Origin of the sequence: Pseudonocardia sp. MH-G8 (assembly GCF_002262885.1) — a bacterium.
GTDB lineage: Bacteria > Actinomycetota > Actinomycetes > Mycobacteriales > Pseudonocardiaceae > Pseudonocardia.
The window spans coordinates 227576-248564 of the sequence record NZ_NKYF01000001.1 but is presented as its reverse complement, the minus strand read 5'-3'; the positions used below and the strand labels follow the sequence as shown (position 1 = coordinate 248564).

Sequence of the window (20989 nt, the reverse complement as noted above, 5' to 3'; positions counted from 1 at the left end):
ATCAGCATGCGCGGAGCGAACGGCGGCGGGCGGCTGCTCGTGGTGGAGGACGAGGCGACCGTGCGCGAGCTGCTCTCCGGCACGCTGCGGTTCGCCGGTTTCGAGGTGACGTCCGTGGCGACCGCAGGCGAGGCGGTCGCCGCGGCCACCCGGGAACCACCCGACCTCGTCCTGCTCGACGTGATGCTGCCGGACATGGACGGGTTCGAGGTGGTCCGGCGGCTGCGCGACCTGCGGGTGTCCGGCCCCGGCGGGCCGGTGCCGGTCCTGTTCCTCACCGCCCGCGACCGGCAGGCCGACAAGGTGACCGGGCTGTCGCTGGGCGCCGACGACTACGTCACCAAGCCGTTCGACCTGGAGGAGCTGATCGCCCGGATCCGCGCGATCCTGCGACGGACCGCCGGTCAGCACACCGCCGTGCTGACCGTGGGCACGCTGGCGCTCGACCCGGACGGGCACCAGGTGACCCGGGACGGCCGGCCGCTGCGGGTGACCGCCACCGAGTTCCGGCTGCTGCGCTACCTGATGGAGAACGCCGGTCACGTGGTGTCCAAGGCGCAGATCCTGGACCGGGTGTGGCACTACGACTTCGCCGGTGACGCCGGCATCGTGGACACCTACATCTCCTACCTGCGGCGCAAGATCGACGTCGAGGAGCCCAAGCTCATCCACACCGTGCACGGCGTGGGTTACGTGATGCGCGAACCCCGGCGATGAGGAACCCGGTGCGGCTGCTGTCCCTGCGGCTGCGGCTCCTGCTGATCACCGCGGCGCTGCTGCTGGCCGGGCTGAGCCTCGCCAGCGCCGTCGTGACCGATCAGGTGCAGCGCTACCAGCTCAACCGGCTCGACACCGAGCTGCGGTCCTTGACCACCCTGCTGGCGCAGGCACCGGTGCTCGGGCCCGATGTTCCGGACCCCGCGTCGCTCGCGATGTTCGATCCGGCCCTCGACCTGATCGGCACCCCGTACCTGGCGTTCCTGGACGCCGGTGGCGCGGTGGCGCGCGGCGTCCACTCGTCCCGGCTGGACGAGGCCGCGCTGCCGACCGGTGACGTGCTGCGCGGGATCCGCACCGACGGCACGGCCACCAACCTCGCCGCCGCCGACGGTTCCCGCTGGCGCGCTGTCGCCAGGTCCACGGCTGCGCGGGACGGGACGGTGGTGGCCGCCGCGCCGCTGGCCGAGATCCACGCCCTGGTGGTCCGGCTGCGGGCCACCACCGTGATCAGCGGCGCCGCCTTGCTCGTGCTGCTGACGGCGGCCGGCTGGTTCGCCCTCGGCCAGGGTTTGCGGCCGTTGCGCCGCATCGAACACACGGCCGCCGCCATCGCCTCAGGCGACCTGAGCCGGCGCGTTCCCGCGGTCGCGGCGCCCGGTACGGAGATCGGGCACCTCGCGACGTCGCTGAACGTGATGCTCGGCCAGTTGGAACGGGCCTTCGCGGCACGGGCCGCCTCCGAAGCGCGGATGCGGACCTTCGTCTCGGACGCGAGCCACGAGCTGCGCACCCCGTTGTTCGTGATCAAGGGATCGGCGCAGCTGTACCGGATGGGCGGGTTGGCCGAACGTGCCGACGTCGACGAGGCGATGCACCGCATCGACCGCGAGGCCACCCGGCTCACCGCTCTCACCGAGGACCTGCTGCTGCTCGCCCAGTTCGACGCCGCCTCGGAGGGGCACCTCGACCGGGCGCCGATGGACCTGCGCACGCTGGCCACCGACGCCCGCGACGACCTGCGGGCGCTGGACCCCTCCCGGGCCCTCGAGCTGACCGGCCCGGGCGGCAGCGGCTCACCGGGCCCCGCGCCGGTGCACGCCGACGAGGACCGGCTGCGCCAGATCGTCGCCAACCTGGTGGGCAACGCCGCCGCCCACACGCCGCCGGGCACGCCGGTACGCATCGGCGTCGGCACCGCGGGCGGGCGCGCCGTGCTCGAGGTGGCCGACGAGGGCCCGGGCATGACGGCCGACCACGCCGACCGCGTCTTCGACCGCTTCTACCGCACCGACCGCTCCCGCACCCGCTCCGGCGCGGCGAACGCCGGGCTGGGGCTCGCCATCGCCCGGTCGCTGGCCCGTGCCCACGACGGCGACGTCGAACTGGAGACGGCGCTGGGGGAGGGCTCCTGCTTCCGGCTCACCTTGCCCCTGCTGCCCCGGGGCGGACGGGCCTGAGCCGAGTTGGCCCGCCGTCCGGTTCGCCGCACGGGTCAGGTGCCGCAGTAGGTGATGTGCGGCAGTGCTCCCGTCGAGGCCGGCCGGGTGAACGCCTCCAGGCCGGGGCGGTGGTCGAAGGGGGAGCTGATCGCGTCGAGCAGCTGGTGGAACGGGGCGAGGTCGCCCTGCTCGGCGGCGCCCAGCGCGGCGTCGGTGAGGTGGTTGCGCGGGATGTAGACGGGATTGACGCGGTCCATGCGCGCCGCGAGGTCGGCGCGGTCGGCGGGCAGCAGGGCCTCCCGGCGGGCCGCCCACGCGTCGAACGCCTCCCGGTCGAGGAAGAGGTCGCGGGCCGTGCCTGCGGACAGTGCGCGGAAGAAGGTGGTGAAGTCGACCTGCTGCGCGTGCAGCAACGCCATCAGGTCCGTGGCGAGCTGCGGGTCCGGGGCGCGGAGGCCCAGCTTCGCGGCCATGCCGGCTGCCCAGTACTCCTCGTAGGCCTCGGGGAACGACGCCAGAACGTCCTCGACGGCGCCGTCGACGCTGCCCAGCAGGGGGAGCAGGCTCTCCCCGAGCCGCGCGAGGTTCCACTGCAGGATCGAGGGCTGCTTGCCGTAGGCGTAGCGGCCGGTCGTGTCGAGCGAGCTGAAGACGGTGGCCGGGTCGACGGTGTCCATGAACGCGCAGGGCCCGTAGTCGATGGTCTCGCCCGAGATCGTGGTGTTGTCGGTGCTCATGACCCCGTGGACGAACCCGACGAGCATCCAGCGGGCCACGAGCGCGGCCTGGGCGTCGACCACGCGCCGGAACAGCTCCAGGTAGGGCCGGTCGGCGTCGGCGGCGTCGGGGAAGTGGCGGGCGATCGCGTGGTCGGCGAGGGCGCGCAGCACGGTGGGATCGCCCGACGCGGCGGCGTACTGGACGGTGCCGACGCGCAGGTGGCTCGCGGCCACCCGGCAGAGCACCGCCCCCGGCAGCGCCCGGTCCCGCTGCACCTGCGCCCCGGTGGTGACGACGGCCAGCGCGCGTGTGGTCGGGATCCCGAGCGCGTGCATGGCCTCGCCCATGAGGTACTCGCGCAGCATCGGCCCGACGGTCGCCATGCCGTCGTAGCCGCGGGCGAACGGGGTGGGCCCGGTCCCCTTCAGGTGCAGGTCGCGGCGGCGGCCGCGGGAGTCGACGACCTCCCCGAGCAGCAGTGCGCGGCCGTCGCCCAGGCTCGGCTTGTAGACCCCCCACTGGTGACCGGCGTAGGCCAGGGCGGTGGTGGTGACGCCCTCCGGCAGGTCGTTGCCCACCAGCAGCGACACCCCGGCGGGTTCGCGCAGGGCAGCGGGGTCGACGCCCAGCTCGGCCGCGACCTGCTCGTTGAGGACGAGCAGCCGGGGCGCCGGGGCGGTCACCGCGGACCACGGCACCGACAGACCGGGGACCTCGCGGGCGTAGGTGCCGTCGAGGTCTAACAGGACCCGCGAGGTCGTCATGATTCGAGATTAGGTGAGCCGGCCGGGTCGGTGGTCGCGATCCCGGTCCTGAGGGCGTGGAGGACGAGCCGGACGCGAAGAGTCGGCGGGTGCGGCTCCGCCGGCTCTCCGCGCCGGGAGGTCAGGAGGGCGCCATGCCGCCGCCCGCGATGGCGGTGGCCGCGACCGCGCGCATGCGACGAAGCAGCCGCGACGTCACCGGCCGCACCAGCGGGTGCTCACCACCGTTCGCCGCCGCCGCCTCCTGCCACGCGGCCGCGCGGGCCTCGAACGTGGCCGCGTCGCTCAGCTCGACGCAGTCGAGCGTGTCGTCGTCGAGATCGATGACGATCGTGTCGCCGTCCTCGATCAGCGCGATCGGGCCGCCCAGTGCCGCCTCCGGGCCGACGTGTCCGACCACCAGACCGACCGAGCCGCCGGAGAAGCGCGCGTCGGTCATCAGGGCGATCGAGATGCCCTTCTGCCGGCACAGCGCGGTGATCCGCGACGTCGGGTCGAGCATCTCCGGCATGCCCGGTGCGCCGCGCGGCCCCTCGTAGCGGATCACGACCATGTCCAGGTCGGCGAAGACGTCCGGGGTGTCGATGAGGGCGTGCAGCAGGTCCTGCTCGCTGTTGAACACCCGCGCCCGGCCGACGAACCGGTTGTCGACGATCCCGGTCTCGACGCCGGCCAGCTTGAGCACCGCGCCGCCCTCGGGGGCGACGTTGCCCGAGAGCAGGCGCAGCCCGCCGGTCGGCTTGAACGGCGCCGACACCGGGTGGACGACCTCGCCGTCGGGTGCGGGCGGGTCGATCCGGGCCACCTGCTCGGCCAGCGTCTCGCCCGTGCACGTCATCGGCGAGCCGTCGAGCACGCCGGCGTCCAGCAGCTCCTTGACCACCACGGGAAGACCGCCGACGGCGTCGATGTCGACCATGCTGTACTTCCCGAACGGGCGGGCGTTGATCAGCACCGGCACCGTGCGGGAGAGCTGGTTGAACTCCTGCTGGGACATCACCTGGGCCCAGAAGTCGATGCCCGCGGCCCGCGCGATCTCCGGCGCGTGCAGCACCACGTTGGTGGAGCCGCCCATCGCGATGGCGGCGATCGTGGCGTTGCGGAACGCGGTGGGCGTGGCGATGTCGCGCGGTGTGATCCCGCGCTGCGTCATGATCTCCAGGCAGTCGACGACCTGCTCGGGGAACACCTCGGTGCGCCGCGGGTCCTCGGACGCGGGCGACACCATGTGCAGCGGTTCGAGCCCCAGCAGGGCGATGAACGACTGCATCGTGTTGTAGGTGAACATGCCGCCGCAGCTGCCGTGGCCGGGGCAGGCGTTGCGGGCCCAGCGCTCGCGCTTGGCCACGTCCGGGTCACCCGCCACCTGGAAGCAGCTGACGAGGTCGATCGTCTCGCCGGTGAGCGGGTCGGTGCCGGGGCGGATCGAGCCGTCCGACAGGACCACCGCGGGCACGTTGCGCTCCATGATCGCGGCGGTGGCCCCGACCGGCGGCTTGTCGCACGCGACGACCGCGACCAGACCGGCGATGTCGCTCCCCTCGAAGTGCAGGGACAGGCCGTCGTTCGTGGTCTCGCGACCGATGAGCGAGTACCGCATCTGCGGGGTGCCGTTGCGCTGGCCGTCGGAGACGCCGCCCGAGTAGTTGGGGGCCAGCAGTCGCACCGGCAGGTCGCGCTCGGAGATCCGGCGCCCCATGGCGGCGTGCACGGCCTCGACCTTCTCGTTCACGCCCACGTAGCAGATGCTGTCGCCCAGCGTGCCGACCACTCCCCACGGTGCTCCGTGGATCCGGTCGACGTCCTGGCCCAGCGCCTTCGCGGTGGCCACGGCCTGGCAGTCCTGACCGGGCCGCCAGACGTCCTGGCCGTTCGGCTCACTCATCGGTCCCTCTCCTCGTTCTCGCTGAGGACAAGCATCGGCCCTCGACCTCGCTCCGTGCGAACCGGGGGGCGGACTGCGGTGCGGGACGACAGCGGCACCGGGGAGCCGATGGCTCCACGGTGCCGCTGGTCAGATCGAGCTCACTACTTCCCGCTGAGACCCTTCGGGTTGAGATGCGCGATGTTGCCGGACTCGGTGCCGTCCGCCGGGTCGATGATGCAGTCGATCAGCGCGGGCTTGCCCTCCGCGAGTGCCTTCCGCAGCATCTCGCCGACCTGGTCGGGAGTCGTGGCCTGGTAGCCCGTGCCGCCGAACGCCTGCATGAGGACGTCGTGGCGCGCACTCAGGTACGTGGGCGCCGGGTCGCCCGACGGCGAGGCGTCGTCACCGCGGTACACGCCGCTGTTGTTGAGCACCACCGTGATCACCGGCAGGTCGTAGCGGGCGATGACCTCGGCCTCCATGCCGGAGAAGCCGAACGCCGAGTCACCTTCGATGGCGATCACGGGCTGCCCCGTCTCCACCGCGGCCGCGATGGCGTAGCCCATGCCGATGCCCATCACGCCCCAGGTGCCGGAGTCCAGCCGGTGCCGGGGTACGGACATCGGGATGGTGTTGCGGGCGAGGTCGAGGGCGTTGGCGCCCTCGTTCACGAGGTACACGTCCGGATGCTCGGCGTACACCTCGCGGATGGCCTGGAGCGCGCCCAGGAACTTCATCGGCTCCGCGGTCTTCGCCGCCTCCAGCCGCTTGGCCATCTTCGCCACGTTCGCCGCGGACTTCTCGCCCAGCGTCTCCCGCCACCCGGGCGGCGCCACGATCTGCCCGGGTTTGGCCCGCTCCACCAGCGCGTCCATCACCGAGCCGATGTCGCCGACCAGCGGGGCGGCGATCGGCTGGTTGGAGTCCATCTCGTTCGCCGCGATGTCGACCTGGATGAACTTCGCGTCCGGGTTCCACTGCGGCGCGTCCCCGTGCCCCAGCAGCCAGTTCAGCCGCGCGCCGACCAGCAGCACGACGTCCGCCTGCTTCAACGCCAGCGACCGTGCGGTGGCCGCCGACTGCGGGTGATCGTCGGGCAGCAGCCCCTTGGCCATCGACATCGGGACGTACGGGATACTGCTCGACTCCACGAACTGCCGGATGGCGTCGTCGGCCCGCGCGTACGCCGCGCCCTTCCCGAGCACGATCAGCGGGCGCTGCGCGCCTGCCAGCAGCTCGATCGCCCGGTCGACGGCCGCCGCGTCGGGAATCTGCTTCGGCGCCGGGTCCACGACCTCCCAGAGGGACTTCTCGCCCTTGTCCTTGTCGATGATCTCGCCCAGCACCGCCGCCGGGATGTCCAGGTACACCCCACCCGGACGGCCGCTCACCGCCGTGCGGATCGCCCGCGCGATGCCCCGGCCGATGTCCTCGGCCCGGGACACCCGGTACGCCGCCTTGCAGAGCTGCCTGGCGACGGCCAGCTGGTCCATCTCCTCGTAGTCACCGCGCTGCAGGTCCACGATGTGCCGCTCGCTGGAGCCGGAGATCTGGACCATCGGGAAGCAGTTGGTGGTGGCGTTCGCCAGCCCGACCAGGCCGTTGAGGAAGCCCGGCGCGGAGACCGTCAGGCAGATCCCCGCCCGCTGCGTCAGGAACCCGGCCGCCGCGGCCGCGTGCGCCGCGTCGCTCTCGTGCCGGAAGCCGATGTAGCGGATCCCGGACACCTGCGCCAGGCGCGCCAGGTCCGTGATGGGGATGCCGACGACACCGTAGATCGTCTCGACGTTGTTCAGCTTCAGCGCGTCGACGACCAGGTGGATCCCGTCCGTCAGGGCAGGTGTGTCGCCGCCCCCTGCTTCCTCGACCTCCGCGACTGTGTCCGTCATGGCCCGGGTCCTCCCTGGATGTGGCGTTGGTTCTCTGCTGCCGTCCGACCTCAACTGCTGTCGATTGTATGCAGTACACCAGAACGGCGGGGGATGCCAGGGGAGAGATGTCCGGCACGCCGGCGCGCTGCGTCGATCCGCGGCGTGTCGGGTCCGGCTGCCTTCAGGGCGGCGACCGGTGGTCGGCCGGAGCCCGGAGGTCGCGTCGGACGTCTCGATCGCGGCACAGCCGTAGCCGGAGCCTAACGCCGGCGGTAGCTGCTTCCGGTCTACCGAATGTGTGGTCGATCGGAGACGCTCATCCGGACGTGCTCGACGACGGAGTGGAGGCGGGCCGTGGAACGTCGCGTACGCGACTCGATCCGCCTAGTCAGAAAGCAGTCCGCAATTATCTGAAGCCGGCCGTCCTGCACTTTTCAGCGACGCTGAAAAATGCGCCGACCGCGAGCGCCCGAAACGTCATCCCCTCTGATTCCAAGCGTCGGCACGTAATGTTTCCGACCCTTCCACCTCGCCCCGAGGAGCTCAGAATGTGGTCTCTCCGCGGAGTGATGTCCTTCGTGGTGTTCATGCTCGTCCTCACCGGCTGTAGCGCCCCGGCAGGAGGGGGTTTCGACCCCGACGACCGGCCGCTCGTCGAGATCGCCGCCGCCTTGCGGGACGGGCGAACCAGTTCCAGCGACCTGGTGCACCACTACCTGCGGCGGATCGAGCAGTACGACGACCAGGGCCCGGAGATCCAGGCGGTCATCTCGCTCGACCCCGACGCTCTGGCCCGAGCCCGCGATCGCGATGAGCACCGCCCGCCGGATGCCGGTCCGCTGTACGGGATCCCGTTCGTGGTCAAGGACAACATCGACGTCGCGGGTCTGCCCACCACCGGTGGCTCAGCAGCGCTCGAGGGCAATGTCGCGACCCGCAACGCCACCGCCGTCCAGAGGCTGCTCGACGGCGGAGCGATCGTCCTGGGCAAGACCAACATGTCCGAGTTGGCAACGTCCTACGGGCGCTACGAGTACAGCTCCGCGGGAGGCCAGACCCACCCGGCGTTCCGCGATCACTGCAGGAGTTGCTCGACAGGAGCGTCGCGCCGGAGATCGCTGATTCGGCGCATCCGGTCATCCCGAAGCGGCTCGAGGGGTATCGAGCCGCTCTCGCCCGTGCGGGAACCGAGCGCAGCCCCGGTACCACGCGCCTGCTGCAGCAGAACGTGCCCGCTCTGCAACGGAGTCTGGCGCAGATCTTCGAGGAGGAGCGCGTGGACGCGCTGGTGTTCGCCACCACGCCCTGCTCGGCCAACGTTCGGTTCGACGCGCGCGATGACAGCTACCGGTGCGCGGTCCCGAGCGCCTTCATGCCGTCCTGTCTGGCCAGCGCGAGCGGCCTCCCACAGGTGAGCGTGCCCACCGAACTCGACAGCACCGGCGTGCCGATCGGACTGTCCTTCCTCGGCAGCGGGTTCGACGAGCGGCGACTGCTCGCGCTGGCGCGCGCATGGGAGGACCGGAACGGGCTCGTCCGCGACCCGGCCGCGACGCCGTAGGCCTGGATCTGCAGACTTGATCGCCCTGTCCGACCAGGTGGGAAGGCCTCGAGCGACCTCGTCCACACCACCGCTACAACCAGCGCGGGAGCGCGGGCTGTGCTGCGGCGACGCGGCCGGTCAGCCAGCCGACGACGTCGGCGGCCGGTGCGGTGATGACCGCGCGGGCCGCACCCTCACCGAGCTGCCAGGTGCGGGAACGGTCATGGGGAGCCACCTCGAACGCCGGGCAGCCCTCCTTGCCGGACAGGACCGCGGTGACGTCGTCGAGCAGCAGGTCCAGCACCGGGTCGGGGAGGTCGGCGACGGTCGCGCCCGCGTCGAGGTCGACGGCGTGCAGCCAGACCTCCCGGATCCGCATCCAGGGCACCTCGGCCGCCGGGATCGCGCGTCCGAGCGCACTGCGCACCTGTGCCCGCCACTGCGCCGCCGTGAGTGCGGCGAGAGCGGTGTCGAGCTCCTCGGCCGTGCGGGCGAGGGCGGCGCGCACCGTCGACGCGGGCAGCGCGGCGGTGCGCTCGATCTCGGCGGCCCGTTGCTCCGCGTCCGCGTACATCGGTGTCTCGTCGCCCGTGCGTGCCCAGTGTGCGAGCCGGGTCAGCGCCTCGGCATTGCGGGCGACGTGCCCGACGACGTGCGCGCGCGTCCACCCCGGCAGCACGCTCGGCGCGCGCAGCGCGTCGTCGGGCTGCTTCTCCACCACGGCGAGCAGGTGTGCCGTGCCCTCCCGCATCCAGCCCAGGGTGCGGTCGAGGTCGTGGCGGCTCATGTGGACGCTCCGGCCAGCCGGTCGGCGATGTCGGCGCGCAGTGCCTTCTTGTCGATCTTGCCGACCTTCGTGGAGGCGAGCTCGTCGACCACGACCAGGTGCTCGGGCAGCTTGAACCGCGCCACGCCGACCGCCTCCAGGCAAGCGCGGATCTCCGCGAGCATCACGGTCGCACCCGGACGGGGCACGACGTAGAGGCAGACCCGCTCGCCGAGCTCCCGGTCGGGCATGGCGACCGCGGCCACCTGGGCGACGACCGGCAGCTGGTAGACGAGGTTCTCGACCTCCTCGGCGGAGATCTTCTCCCCACCGCGGTTGATCATGTCCTTGTCCCGGCCCTCGACGACGAGGTTGCCATCGGGGGTGCGCCGGCAGATGTCGCCGGAGCGGTACCAACCGTCATCGGTGAAGGAACGCGCGTTCTGCTCGGCGGCCCTGTAGTAGCCGCGCGGGGTGTACGGGCCGCGGGTGAGCAGGGATCCCGGCTCGCCCTCGGGGACGTCCCGGTCGAGCTCGTCGACGAGGCGGACCTCGTCGTCGGGGCACATCGGGCGGCCCTGGGTGGTGCAGACGACCTCCTCGGGGTCGTCGAGGCGGGTGAAGTTGAGCAGGCCCTCGGCCATGCCGAAGACCTGCTGCACCGTGGCGCCGAGGACGGGACGGACGCGGCGGGCCAGCTCGTCGGCCAGGCGTGCGCCGCCGACCTGCAGCACACGCAGGCTCGCGACCCGCTCCACCCCGGCGTCCGCGGCGTGGTCGAGCCAGCGCCCGGCCACCGCCGGGACGACCGCGGTGTGCGTGACGCCCTCGGCGGCGATCGTCGCGAACGCCCGCACCGGCTCCGGCGTGGGGAGCATGACGGCTCGGCCACCGGCCAGCAGGGCACCGAGGATGCCGGGACAGGCCAGCGGGAAGTTGTGTCCGGCCGGAAGGCTCACCAGGTAGACGGTGCCCGTGTCGACGCCGGCGACCTCGGCGCTGCGGCGGGCGTTGTAGGCGTAGTCGTCGTGGGTGCGGGCGATCAGCTTCGGCAGGCCGGTGGTGCCGCCCGACAGCAGGAAGACCGCCACGTCCCCGCTGCGAGGCGCGTTCGCGTCGAGCCGGGCCCGGTCGGCCGCCGGGTCCTGCCCCGGCCCGCACAGCGCGCGCAGGTCCACGCTGCCGGGGGCGAGGTGGTCCCCGGCGACGAGCACGCGCCACGGCCCACCGGTGACCTCGTGGACGTCGTCGGTGAGCTCGTGCGCCAGCGCCTGGTGGTCGAAGTCGCGCATCACGTCCGGCACCGCGACGGCGGTGGCCTCGGCGTGCCGCGCGAGGTGGGCGAGCTCGGTGCGCCGGTGCGCGGGCAACGCCATGACCGGCACGATCCCGGCGCGCAGGCAGGCGAGGGTGAGCACCACGAACTCCCACCCGTTGCCCAGCTGCACCACGATCCGCTCACCCGGGCCCATCCCCAGGTCGAGCAGGCGGGCCGCAGCGGCGTCGGCGCGCTCGACCAGCTCCCCGTAGGTCAGCCGGAGGCCGGCGGCGGCGTCGACCAGGGCCGGGGCGTCCGGGTGGCGGTCGGCGACCTCGCGCAGCAGCGTGCCGAGCGGGACCCGGGCCCAGTAGCCCTTGGCGACGTAGTCCCGGACCGCGTCCTCGGGCCAGGGCACGGTGTGCTCACTGATGGGGGTGGGCTGCGTCGGCATAGTCAGTCGGCCTCCCTCGGCAGGACGACGGCGTCGAGGGCGACGAGGCCGTCGGGGGTGAGTCGGAGCGGGTTGACCTCGATCTCGTCGATTCCGGGGTTGGCGACGAGCAGGTCACCGAGCGCGGACGCGACGCGCCCGAGCGCGGCGGTATCGAGGACGGGGCCGCCGCGCCAGCCGTCGAGCAGGGCGTGCCCGGCCAGCTCGGCCGGCATCTCCGCCGCCTCATCGGGGGCGAGCGGGGCGAGCCGGATCGCGACGTCGGCCAGCGCCTCCGCCGTGGTGCCGCCGAGCCCCAGCAGCAGGATCGGCCCGAACACCGGGTCGCGGCGGGCGCCGAGCACGAGATCGACCCCCGAGGGTGCCATCCGCTCCACGAGGTACCGGTCGGCCCCGATCCCGTCGAGCCGGTCGAGGGCCGCGTCGAGCTCGGCCGGCGTACGCACACCGAGGTGGACGCCGCCGATCTCGGTCTTGTGCAGAACCGCGGCGTCGAGGATCTTGACCGCGACCGGCCCGGCGAGCTCGGCGAGGGCGGCGTGCGCCTGCGCCCGCGAGCCACACGCCCGGCGGGCCGCCGTGGCGATCCCCAGCCGCTCCAGCAGCCCCTTGGCCTGGTCCTCGTCGTGCGGGCCGCCGACGCGGGTCGGCACCCGCCGCGGCTGGACGGCTCCCGACCGCCGGGCCCGCGCGCGGGCGTCGGCGCGCAGGGCGCCGACCCCCGCGGCGACGCCGCGCGGGTCGGCGGCCACGGCGATCCCGGCCGCGAGCAGGGCGCGGCGCCCCTCGACCACCGCGGCCCCGGTGCCACCGAGCCCGAACACGATGGGCACGCCCGGGACCCGGCCCTCGCAGGCCGCGGCGAGCAGGTCGACGGCGTCGGGCTCATGCAGCGCGTAGCCGGCGACGAGGTCGACCTCCGGGTCGGAGGCGACCGCGTGGAAGACCCGGCCGAGCTCGGGACCGGGACGGCCGGTGTCGACGGGGTTGGCCTGGAAGGTCAGCGGGGGCAGCAGGGTCGCCAGCGTCTCCTGCGTGGTCCCGGCCAGCTCCGGGACCCGCGCCCGCCGGCCGCGCAGGTCGTCGAGCAGCAGCAGGCCCGGTCCGGCCTGCGCGGTGACCACACCCACGCCCGGATCGGGCGCGGGGCGGGCCCGGACGACCGCGAGGGCGCCGACGGCGTCGACCAGCTCGCGCTCGTCGTCCACCAGCACCGCTCCCGCCTGCGCGAGCGCGGCCCGGGTCGTGCGCCAGGACGTGGCCAGGGCACCGGTGTGCGAGGCGGCGAACGCCCCGACGTCGTGTCGGCCGACCACCAGCGCGACGACCGGCCTGCGGGCCGACAGCCGCCGCACCGCCTCGACGAGCCGAGGCCCGTCGGCGACGGACTCCACGTGCAGGGCGACCGCACGCGTCTCCGGGTCGTCGGCGAGGTGGTCGAGCACGTCGGGTGCGCAGACGTCGATGGCGTTGCCCAGCCCCACCGCGAGGCTGATGCCGTGCCCGGCCTCGGTGAGCAGGAAGGACAGGGCGTGGTTGACCCCGCCGCTGGACGCGACGACGGCGACCCTCCCGGGCCGGACCTGCGCGACACCGGGCACGAAGCTCGCGGTGACCCCGGCGTGCGGCGCGAGGAACCCGCTGGTGTTCGGGCCGAGCAGGCGGAGCCCGGTGTCGGCGACGATCGCCGCGAGCCGCTCCTGGTGGCCCACCCCGGGGCCACCCGCCTCGGCGAACCCGCCGCCGCAGACGACCGCCGCGCGGGCGCCGGCCCCGGCGGCCTCGGCGAGCACGTCCGGGCACGCCGCGGCAGGCACGCAGATCATGGCGAGGTCGACGGGGCCGGCCTCGGCGGCGGCCCGGACCGAGGGGTGCATGGTCTCGTCGAGGGCGTTGACCAGGGCGAGGTGCCCGCCCTGCTCCGCGAACCCGTGCAGCGAGCGGGCCAGGGTGGCGCCCAGCTTGGCCGGGCGGCGGGAGGCACCGACGACGGCGATCCCCTTCGGCGCGAACAGCGCGTCGAGGCCGGTGCGCGTCCCGGTGCCGTTCATGCGGGAACTCCCACGAGGTCGGCACGGCCCGACAGCACCGTGGTCACGGCGCGGTCGGCAGCTCCCTCCCGGTCGCCTGCGTCGACGAGCAGGGCGGGCAGCCGGTCGTGCATGCGGGCCTGCTCGCACACCAGCGTGCGGGTCAGCGCCGTGCCGCCGTGCACGGCGACGAGCACGGGTTGCAGACCCGCGAGCGCGTTCAGGCGCGCGAACACGCCGGGCAGCCCGTCCTCGCTCGCCGGGGCGGCGACGCGAGCTCCCCACGGCCCGGGCCGCGGCTCGTCGGACAACGGGAGGTCATCGACCCGGACCGGCACCCCGTCGGCGGTCACCACCGTCACCAGCCGACCGGAGGTGGACCAGCCGCCGCGCGCGAACGGCGTGTCGAGGGGCTCCGCGCCGTGGGTCGAGACCCAGCCGCGGTGGCCGGCGGCGACGAAGCCCGGGTCGCGCCGGGCGAGCCGGGAGTCGGTGATCGACCGGGAGAGGAAGTGGTAGGCGAACTGCCACGGCTCGAACTCGTCGTGGTAGCGCCCGAAGTGCTCCCACCACGCCAGGCTCGGTCGGGCCGAGTCCTGGATCTTCCGGACCGACGGCTGGGCGGCGGCCTCGTACTCGGCGAGTGCCGCAGGCAGGTCACCGGGATGGGCGGTGAGGGCGCGGGAGAGCGCGACCGCGTCCTCCATCGCCATCTTCGTGCCCGACCCGACTGAGAAGTGCGCGGTGTGCACGGCGTCGCCCAGCAACGCCACCGCCTGACCCGACCCACCCGGCGGGGCCAGGGCGTGCCAGCGCCGGGTACGGCGGGTGCGGAAGTTGCCCCAGCGGGAGTTGTTGACCAGCAGGCGCTTGCCGTCGATCTGGTCGGTGAACAGCTTCTCCAGGTAGGCCTTCGAGATCAGGTCGCTCTCCCCGGGCGGCCGGGTCACGTCGAACTCGTCGAGCCCGGCGTGACGCCACGACACCTCGTCGGTCTCCACGATGAAGGTCGACACCTCGTTCGAGATCGGGTAGCCGTGCACCGCGAACACCCCGTCCGGGCTGCGCTCGTGCACGAACGTCAGCCCGTCGAACAGGTGGTCGGTGCCGAACCAGATGAACTTCGCCGTGGCCGTCTCGACCTCGATGCCCAGGTCCGCCTCCAGTTGCTCGCGGATCTTCGAGCCGGTGCCGTCGGCCGCGACGACCAGGTCGTAGCCCGCGAGGTCGTCGAGCGCCACCTCGTAGCCGAAGCGCAGCTCGGCGCCGACGTCACGCGCCCGGGCCTGCATCAGCGCGAGCAACGTCCTGCGCACGACCGCGGCCATGCCGTTGCCGCCGCAGCGGATCCGCTCGCCCTTGAGCCGCACCTCGATCTCGTCCCAGTGCCGGCCGTGCTCGGTCAGCGCCTGGCGCAGCACCGGGTCGGCCTCGTGGATCCCGGCCAGGGTGCGGTCGGAGAACACCACGCCGAAGCCGAACGTGTCGTCGGCGCGGTTGCGCTCGAACACGGTGACCTCGGCCGAGGGGGCGGCGCGGCGGAGCAGGGTGGCGAAGAACAGCCCACCCGGGCCACCCCCCGCAACGGCGACGCGCATCGGGATCAGGCCCCCGTTCCGATGCGCGGGCTCGCAAGCGACCTGGCGGCCACACAGGTGTTGCGCAACTCGCCGACACCCTCGACCCGGGTGATCAGCTCGGATCCCCCTGCCAGGTAGCGCGCGGGCTTGCGGGCGTGCCCCACGCCGCCGGGGGTCCCGGTGGCGATGAGGTCGCCGGGCACCAGCGTGATGATCTGCGAGATGTAGGCCACCAGGTCGACGGGCGAGAACACCAGATCCGATGTGTCGGCCTTCTGCACGACGTCACCGTCGACCTCGCAGGAGATCTCGCCCGGCTGCGCGTCCGTGACCAGCCAGGGGCCGACCGGTGTGCTGCGCTCGAAGGTCTTGCCCTGCAGCCACTGCACCGAGCGGTACTGGAAGTCCCGGGCGGTGACGTCGTTGACCACCGTGTACCCGGCGATCGCCGCGGCGGCCTGTTCCCGGGTGGCGTGCCGGACCTCCGCCCCGACCACCACACCGAGCTCGGCCTCCCAGTCCACCTGCTGCGAGCCCGCCGGCAGCGCCACCGGGTCGTACGCCCCCACCAGCGCGCGGGCGAACTTCGCGAACAGCGTCGGGGTCCGGGGGAGCTCCCGGCCCATCTCCAGGATGTGGGTGCGGTAGTTCAGTCCGACGCAGAAGACCTTCTCCGGCCGCGGGACCAACGGCGCGTAGTCCAGCGAGGACACCTCGTGCCGCCGCCCGTCGGCCGCCTGCGCCGCCGCCTCCCAGTCCGGGCGCGCCAGGAACCCGCCGAGGTCGGCGGCGCCGAGCTCCACCGCGGCGTCGTCGTCCACGCGGACGGCGGCGGTCCCGGCGGCGGTGCGGATCGTCGCGAGCTTCACGAACGGTCCTCTCGCGCGGTGCGGGCGAGACCGAGGGCCTCGAGGACGGGTTCGTCGGAGTAGCGGAAGGCGTCGAGGCCGGCGTCGGTGTCGACGGCCAGCCCCGCCCAGGACGGCACACAGAACAGGTCGCCCCTACCGACCTCGTAGCGCTCGTCGCCGACGGTGGCCACACCGGAGCCGGAGAAGACCTGCCACACCGAGGAGCCCGCGTTCCGGGTCAGCGCGGTGCGGGTCCCGGCGCGGAGCCGGTGCATCTCGCAGCGCATCGTCGACAGGCAGTCCCCTGCGGTGGCGGGGTCGGTGAAGCGGACGACCGCGTGCCCCGGCTCGACGACGCCCGGGTGGCCCTCGCGCTCCAGCTCGAGCTGGGCGGTCAGCGCGGCATCGGTGTGCTCCCACCGGTAGGCCATCAGCGGGGACGCCTTCGGCGCCGGCGCGCCCACCGGCGTCAGGCCCGGGTGGCCCCACAGCCGCTCGTTGCGCGAGACCCCCGGTGTCTCCTTCGTGGCCAGGACGTCCGGGCCGAACTCGAAGAACCCGGCGTCGATCGTGCGGACGAGCGGGATGTCCAGGCCGTCGATCCAGGCCATCGGGTGGTCGGTCGTGTTGTGGTGCTCGTGGAAGTGCATCCCCGGCGTGAGCAGCAGGTCACCGCGGCGCATCGCCACCGGGTCGCCCTCGACGTTGGTCCAGACGCCCTCGCCCTCGACCACGAACCGGAACGCGGTCTGGGTGTGCCGGTGCGCCGGCGCCTCCTCGCGCGGGCCGAGGTACTGGATCGCCGCCCACAGCGTGGGGGTGGCGTAGGGGGTGCCGGGCAGGCCCGGGTTGGCCAGCGCGATGGCGCGGCGCTCCCCACCGCGTCCGACGGGCACCAGCTCGCCTGCGCGCTCGGCCAGCGGGAGCAGGGTGGACCAGCGCCACAGCATGGGCACCGAGTCCGGAGCCGGGCTCGTCGGCATCAGGCCGCCGATCTGCGTCCACAGCGGCGTCATGTGCGCGGCGCCGAATGCCGCGTACAGCTCGTCGAGCTGCTCCTGCTCCTGGGGGGTGATGTCGGGAACGGTCGAGGTCATGCCGTCGCCTCCTTCGTCGTCGTCGATTCCGTCGACCCGTGTGCTGCGGGGACGGGTGAGGGGTTCCCGCCCGGCCGCGGGACGAGAGCGATGAGCAGCGCCCCGATGAGCGCGGGCACCGCGAAGCCGTAGAAGTTCCACTCGAAGCCGATGCCCGACGCCAGGACCCAGCCGCCGAACAGCGGCCCGGCGATCGCTCCTGCCCGACCGACGCCCAGCGCCCAGCCGAGGGCCGTTGCGCGGACCGCGGCCGGGTAGTGCACAGCCACGTACCCGTTGACCAGGATCTGGGTGCCGACGCTGCCGAGGCCGGCGACGGCCACCGCCACGAGCAGCAGCCACGTGTCGACCCGTTGGCTGAGGACGAGCAGACAGGCGGTGGCGAGCAGGAACGCGGCCGCGGTGACCGGCTTGGGCCCGAACCGGTCCGCGAGCGCCGAGGCGACGATCGTGCCCACGATGGCGCCGAGGTTCAGCACGAGCAGGAACGTCAGGGCCGAGCCGAGTGGGTAGCCCGCCTCTCGCATGATCTGCGGTAGCCAGGTGTTCAGGCCGTAGACCAGGAGCAGCCCGCAGAAGCTCGCGGCCCCGAACAGCAGCGTCGCGGCCAGCGTGCCGCGGCGGAACAGGGCCGGCGGGCCGGCGGTGCCGGTGGTGGCGGCCCGCTCCGCGCGCAGTGCCTGCAGGTCGACCCCGTACCGCCGGGCGAGTTCTCGCGCCTCGTCGTCACGGCCCTTCGCCAGCAGGTAGCCCACCGATTCCGGAAGGAACCTCCACACCAGCGGCAGCACGACGACCAGCGGTGCCGCGCCGATGGCCAGCAGCGGGCGCCAGCCGTGGTCCGCAGCGAGCAGGAGCGCCAGTACCGCCGCGAGCACCCCGCCGACCGAGTAGCCGGCGAACATCAGCGCGTTGTAGAGCTGCCGCCGCCCACGCGGGGCGTACTCCACGGTCAGCGCGATCGCCGACGGGATGACACCGCCCAGGCCCAGACCCGCGAGGAACCGCAGCAGGCCGAGCGCCTCCGGGCTCGGCGCGAGCGCGCAGGCCACCATCAGCACCGAGAACCAGGTGATCCCGATCAACATGATCCGCCTGCGGCCGATCGCGTCGGTGACCGCGCCGGCGCCCAGCGCGCCGATGAGCATGCCCGCCAGTGCGTAGCTGCCGATGGCGCCGACCTGCGCCGGGCCCATGTCCCAGCCGGGTTCGGCCAGCAGGCTCGGCACCGCCGAGCCGTAGACGATCAGGTCGTAGCCGTCGAAGACGATCGTCAGGAAGCACAGAGCCACCACGACGAGTCCGGATCGGGCACCTGGGCTTGTCGCCTGTGACACGAGCACCACGCTCCTCGGTGGGACGCACACGTCGCCGTCCTCGGCGAGCGGTCCCCTCAAGTTACAACATAGATGCGACGACCGTCCAGAACATGAAACTATTCAGGCCGGTGCACCTACCCCGCTGCTTCCTCAGGCAGCGCGGCGGACCCGATCAGGGCGTCGACGCAGGCCTCTGCCGGCCTGCGCAGGAGCCCGTGGGCCTCGAGGAACACCTCGTGGGCGCGCCGCCCGTGCCAGTCCGCAGGCAGCAGCTCCGGGGGCAGGTCGGGGTCGCGGAAAGGGAAGCGCCGGTAGTCGTGGATGAGGTTCATCCGCTCGACCAGGGCGTCGGCTCCCTGCAGGTCGCCGGCCCGGTATGCCGCGAGCCGGGGTTGGTAGGTCTCCAGCAGCTGCACGTACACGCCGTCGAGCTCCTCCAGGTCCCACGCGCGGGCGGCGATGTCGCGGTCGGCCCCGGTGTCGCCCGAGCGCGACCGGAAGACGTCCAACTGCACGGCGGGTTCGCCGGCGAACGCCTCGCGCACCAGTCCGGTCCGGTCGTGCGGGCTCAGCCACACCGCCGCGGACAGCGGCCCGAACCCGAACCAGGCCAGCTTCTTGCGCAACTGCTCGCGCAAGCCCCGTTCGGACTCCGGCACCGAGTAGATGACCATGTGCCAGTGCCCGTCCCACGGGCCCCGGACCCGGTGGAAGATGCGCTCGCGGCCCTCGTCGAGCAGCGCCCAGGCCGCATCGGTGAGCGCGTACAGCGTCTCGCGGCCCTCCCTGCGGCTCGACAGCCAGCCCTCCTTGCGCAACCGGGTGACGACGACCCGCACGGTCGGCTCGGGGACGTCGAAGCAGCTCATCAGCGACACCAGGCTGCGCAATCGGGCCTCTCCGCCCCGGTAGCGCAGGTAGTCACCGAACAGGTCGAAGACCAGTGACCGCGCCTTCATGAACACCTCCTGCCCACACGCGCGCCAGATCGTGCGCAAGGTCGTCGAGTGTCCCCCCCGGGCGCCACCACGTGCCACGGCCGCGGGTCTTCGACCGCGGAGACGGTCGACGGCGACTCGTGGCTGATCGAAGACGGTCGGCAGGAGAGTGATACTTCTGTCTGGTGCACGCTACCGATGTGCCGGCATGCGGGCCAACGCCGCCGGAGTAGGGCCTCTAGGGTGACCTTCTTGCCGACCGGGACCTCGCCGTCGAGAACGGCGATGAGCGCAGCATCTCCGACCTGATCGTCGACCAGGTCGAGTTCGCCGACGTCCTCGTGCTGAACAAGCTCGACCTCGTGTCCGACGACGATGCCGACGCCGTGCAGGCGCTGCTACACAGGCTCAACCCCGTGGCACGGCTCGTGCGCGCGATCGCGGCAGGGTGGCGGTGGGCGAGGTGCTCGACACCGGTCGCTACGACCCGGTTCTGGCCGCCAAGGCGCCCGGTTGGGCGACGGAGCTCGCCGGTAGCCACACGCCCGAGACCGAGGAGTACGGCATCTCCTCCACCGTGTACCGGGCCGACCGGCTCTTCCATCCGCAGCGGCTGCTGGAGGCGCTCGACGGTTGGGAGGGGGTGCTGCGCAGCAAGGGCTTCTGCCGCATCGCCACGCGCCCGGACGCGCTCGCCGTGTGGTCGCAGGCCGGCCCGAACCTCGTGTTCGAGCCGGGACAGCTACTCGGACCGGACGATCGGGCCGGGACCGAGCTCGTGTTCATCGGCGTCGGTCTCGATCCCGCCGAGCCACACAGGCGTCTCGATCCGGCGCTGCTCACGGACGCGGAGCTGGCCGAGGGCGCGCAGCGGTGGCGCTGCTGGCCGGACCCGTTGCCCGGGTGGGCGAGCGAGCCGCACGGCCACGTCCACGACGGTCACGTGCACGTGTGAACGTGCCCGTTGCGGTACGCTACTGATAATGATTATCAGTAGTGGGTGTTGGGGATCCGGGGGGCCGGCGTGAGCGCGGCGATCGCTGCTGGTTTCACGGCTGTGGTGTGCACCGCGCCGGGGTGTCGCAGCTCGCTCTCCGACCAGCTGCTGGCCGATCTCCGGGCCGCCGTCCGGGGGAGCCGGCGCGGCGTGCTCGTGGTCTCGGGGTGCACGCTGGGCGCGGTGGCGTGTCGCCTGCGCCCACCCGCTCCGCTCGTGGTCGTGCAGCCGTGCGACCTGCGGCGTCGACCGGTCGGTCCGGCCGTTCGTGTCGGGCCGCTGCACTCCCGCACGGACGTCGCGGAGCTCGCGCGGTGGCTGGCGGGAGCTCGGTTCGACGTCGACGACCTCCCGGCTCATCTCGCGGCGACCCACCGCGCGGTCGGGGCTGCGAACGTCAACTGAGCAGCCCCGGCCGGCGTTGGATGGATACATTCGCATGACTTAATGTCACCGGAATGCCGGATACGCGGATGGATGACGGAAAGGCGGCGGTGGCTGCCGCGTCCGAGCTGTTCCGTGTGCTCTCCGCGGACGTCCGGCTGGCGATCGTGCTGCAGTTGCTCGACTCGCCGCGCTCCGTGCAGCAGTTGGTGGCGGCGCTGGACGTGCGGCAGCCGCTGGTCTCGCAGCACCTGCGGGTGCTGCGGGCGGCTCGGCTCGTCGTCGCCGAGCAGCGTGCGAGGGAGCGGGTCTACCGCCTGGTCGACGAGCACGTCCGGCACATCGTGGCCGACGCGCTGCTGCACGCCGCGGAGGGGTAGCTCTCGCCGGG

17 protein-coding genes and 1 pseudogene are annotated in these 20989 nt (G+C 73.0%); 7 read left to right on the top strand and 11 right to left on the bottom strand.

Annotation, left to right across the window (positions count from 1 at the left end; all coding sequences use genetic code 11):
• Nucleotides 1–6: 6 nt before the first annotated feature.
• Entirely contained in the window at nucleotides 7–717 is a 711-nt protein-coding gene (locus tag CFP66_RS01115) for a response regulator transcription factor (protein ID WP_094921332.1), read from the top strand.
• 8 nt (nucleotides 718–725) lie between these two features.
• Nucleotides 726–2177 carry a HAMP domain-containing sensor histidine kinase gene (locus tag CFP66_RS01110; protein WP_094919876.1) on the top strand — a complete coding sequence of 484 codons (1452 nt, stop codon included), beginning with the start codon at nucleotides 726–728 and terminating at the stop codon, nucleotides 2175–2177.
• A 35-nt stretch (nucleotides 2178–2212) separates the two neighbouring features.
• Here the strand turns inward: CFP66_RS01110 and CFP66_RS01105 are convergent, their stop codons facing one another.
• The 3 genes from CFP66_RS01105 to oxc form a co-directional block, all read right to left on the bottom strand.
• Entirely contained in the window at nucleotides 2213–3643 is a 1431-nt protein-coding gene (locus CFP66_RS01105; RefSeq protein ID WP_094919875.1) for a YdiU family protein, read from the bottom strand.
• Between the two features lie 121 nt (nucleotides 3644–3764).
• Entirely contained in the window at nucleotides 3765–5528 is a 1764-nt protein-coding gene (locus CFP66_RS01100; protein ID WP_094919874.1) for a dihydroxy-acid dehydratase, read from the bottom strand.
• Nucleotides 5529–5671: 143 nt separating this feature from the next.
• Complete coding sequence (gene oxc / locus CFP66_RS01095; protein ID WP_094919873.1) at nucleotides 5672–7399, bottom strand: oxalyl-CoA decarboxylase; 1728 nt, start codon at nucleotides 7397–7399, stop codon at nucleotides 5672–5674.
• 68 nt (nucleotides 7400–7467) lie between these two features.
• Here oxc and CFP66_RS50220 point away from each other — a divergent pair.
• Nucleotides 7468–8430, top strand: a pseudogene (locus CFP66_RS50220) (amidase family protein); the annotation flags it as partial.
• A 38-nt stretch (nucleotides 8431–8468) separates the two neighbouring features.
• Nucleotides 8469–8942, top strand: coding sequence for an amidase family protein (locus tag CFP66_RS48940; protein WP_233159045.1), 474 nt, complete (start codon nucleotides 8469–8471; stop codon nucleotides 8940–8942).
• Between the two features lie 73 nt (nucleotides 8943–9015).
• On the opposite strand, the gene CFP66_RS01085 is transcribed toward CFP66_RS48940, so the two are convergent.
• The 8 genes from CFP66_RS01085 to CFP66_RS01050 form a co-directional block, all read right to left on the bottom strand.
• Entirely contained in the window at nucleotides 9016–9711 is a 696-nt protein-coding gene (locus CFP66_RS01085) for a maleylpyruvate isomerase family mycothiol-dependent enzyme (RefSeq protein ID WP_094919871.1), read from the bottom strand.
• Nucleotides 9708–11402 (bottom strand): (2,3-dihydroxybenzoyl)adenylate synthase, encoded by a 1695-nt coding sequence (locus tag CFP66_RS01080; RefSeq protein WP_094919870.1) that lies wholly within the window; start codon nucleotides 11400–11402, stop codon nucleotides 9708–9710. Before CFP66_RS01080 ends, CFP66_RS01085 begins: the two co-directional genes overlap by 4 nt.
• 2 nt (nucleotides 11403–11404) lie before the next feature.
• Nucleotides 11405–13453, bottom strand: a complete 2049-nt coding sequence (locus tag CFP66_RS01075; RefSeq protein WP_094919869.1) for an acetate--CoA ligase family protein — start codon at nucleotides 13451–13453, stop codon at nucleotides 11405–11407.
• A complete protein-coding gene (locus CFP66_RS01070) occupies nucleotides 13450–15030 on the bottom strand; it encodes an FAD-dependent monooxygenase (RefSeq protein WP_094919868.1) in 1581 nt (526 codons plus the stop codon). Before CFP66_RS01070 ends, CFP66_RS01075 begins: the two co-directional genes overlap by 4 nt.
• 5 nt (nucleotides 15031–15035) lie before the next feature.
• A complete protein-coding gene (locus tag CFP66_RS01065; RefSeq protein WP_094919867.1) occupies nucleotides 15036–15881 on the bottom strand; it encodes a fumarylacetoacetate hydrolase family protein in 846 nt (281 codons plus the stop codon).
• Nucleotides 15878–16960 (bottom strand): cupin domain-containing protein, encoded by a 1083-nt coding sequence (locus CFP66_RS01060; protein ID WP_094919866.1) that lies wholly within the window; start codon nucleotides 16958–16960, stop codon nucleotides 15878–15880. Before CFP66_RS01060 ends, CFP66_RS01065 begins: the two co-directional genes overlap by 4 nt.
• A complete protein-coding gene (locus CFP66_RS01055; protein ID WP_233159044.1) occupies nucleotides 16957–18255 on the bottom strand; it encodes an aromatic acid/H+ symport family MFS transporter in 1299 nt (432 codons plus the stop codon). Before CFP66_RS01055 ends, CFP66_RS01060 begins: the two co-directional genes overlap by 4 nt.
• Nucleotides 18256–18413: 158 nt before the next feature.
• Complete coding sequence (locus CFP66_RS01050; RefSeq protein ID WP_094921328.1) at nucleotides 18414–19238, bottom strand: PaaX family transcriptional regulator C-terminal domain-containing protein; 825 nt, start codon at nucleotides 19236–19238, stop codon at nucleotides 18414–18416.
• Between the two features lie 442 nt (nucleotides 19239–19680).
• Between CFP66_RS01050 and CFP66_RS01045 the strand changes: the two genes are divergently transcribed.
• The 3 genes from CFP66_RS01045 (at nucleotide 19681) to CFP66_RS01035 (ending at nucleotide 20978) form a co-directional block, all read left to right on the top strand.
• Nucleotides 19681–20172 (top strand): GTP-binding protein, encoded by a 492-nt coding sequence (locus CFP66_RS01045; protein WP_233159043.1) that lies wholly within the window; start codon nucleotides 19681–19683, stop codon nucleotides 20170–20172.
• Nucleotides 20173–20241: 69 nt separating this feature from the next.
• On the top strand, nucleotides 20242–20619 hold the full coding sequence (locus CFP66_RS01040; protein ID WP_143517070.1) for a hypothetical protein: 378 nt from the start codon (nucleotides 20242–20244) through the stop codon (nucleotides 20617–20619).
• A 68-nt stretch (nucleotides 20620–20687) separates the two neighbouring features.
• The gene (locus CFP66_RS01035) at nucleotides 20688–20978 is read left to right on the top strand and encodes a helix-turn-helix transcriptional regulator (RefSeq protein ID WP_233159042.1); all 291 of its coding nucleotides are present in this window, start codon (nucleotides 20688–20690) and stop codon (nucleotides 20976–20978) included.
• The last annotated feature ends 11 nt before the right edge of the window (nucleotides 20979–20989 follow it).

What these genes read in the sequence shown, in the direction of transcription:
- CFP66_RS01115 (WP_094921332.1), top strand. Translation starts at nt 7, where the DNA reads ATGCGCGGAGCGAACGGCGGCGGGCGGCTGCTCGTGGTGGAGGACGAG.
- CFP66_RS01070 (WP_094919868.1), bottom strand. Translation starts at nt 15,030, where the DNA reads ATGCGCGTCGCCGTTGCGGGGGGTGGCCCGGGTGGGCTGTTCTTCGCC.
- CFP66_RS01060 (WP_094919866.1), bottom strand. Translation starts at nt 16,960, where the DNA reads ATGACCTCGACCGTTCCCGACATCACCCCCCAGGAGCAGGAGCAGCTC.
- CFP66_RS01085 (WP_094919871.1), bottom strand. Translation starts at nt 9,711, where the DNA reads ATGAGCCGCCACGACCTCGACCGCACCCTGGGCTGGATGCGGGAGGGC.
- CFP66_RS01100 (WP_094919874.1), bottom strand. Translation starts at nt 5,528, where the DNA reads ATGAGTGAGCCGAACGGCCAGGACGTCTGGCGGCCCGGTCAGGACTGC.
- CFP66_RS01035 (WP_233159042.1), top strand. Translation starts at nt 20,688, where the DNA reads ATGGATGACGGAAAGGCGGCGGTGGCTGCCGCGTCCGAGCTGTTCCGT.
- oxc (WP_094919873.1), bottom strand. Translation starts at nt 7,399, where the DNA reads ATGACGGACACAGTCGCGGAGGTCGAGGAAGCAGGGGGCGGCGACACA.
- CFP66_RS01080 (WP_094919870.1), bottom strand. Translation starts at nt 11,402, where the DNA reads ATGCCGACGCAGCCCACCCCCATCAGTGAGCACACCGTGCCCTGGCCC.
- CFP66_RS01105 (WP_094919875.1), bottom strand. Translation starts at nt 3,643, where the DNA reads ATGACGACCTCGCGGGTCCTGTTAGACCTCGACGGCACCTACGCCCGC.
- CFP66_RS01050 (WP_094921328.1), bottom strand. Translation starts at nt 19,238, where the DNA reads ATGAAGGCGCGGTCACTGGTCTTCGACCTGTTCGGTGACTACCTGCGC.
- CFP66_RS01075 (WP_094919869.1), bottom strand. Translation starts at nt 13,453, where the DNA reads ATGAACGGCACCGGGACGCGCACCGGCCTCGACGCGCTGTTCGCGCCG.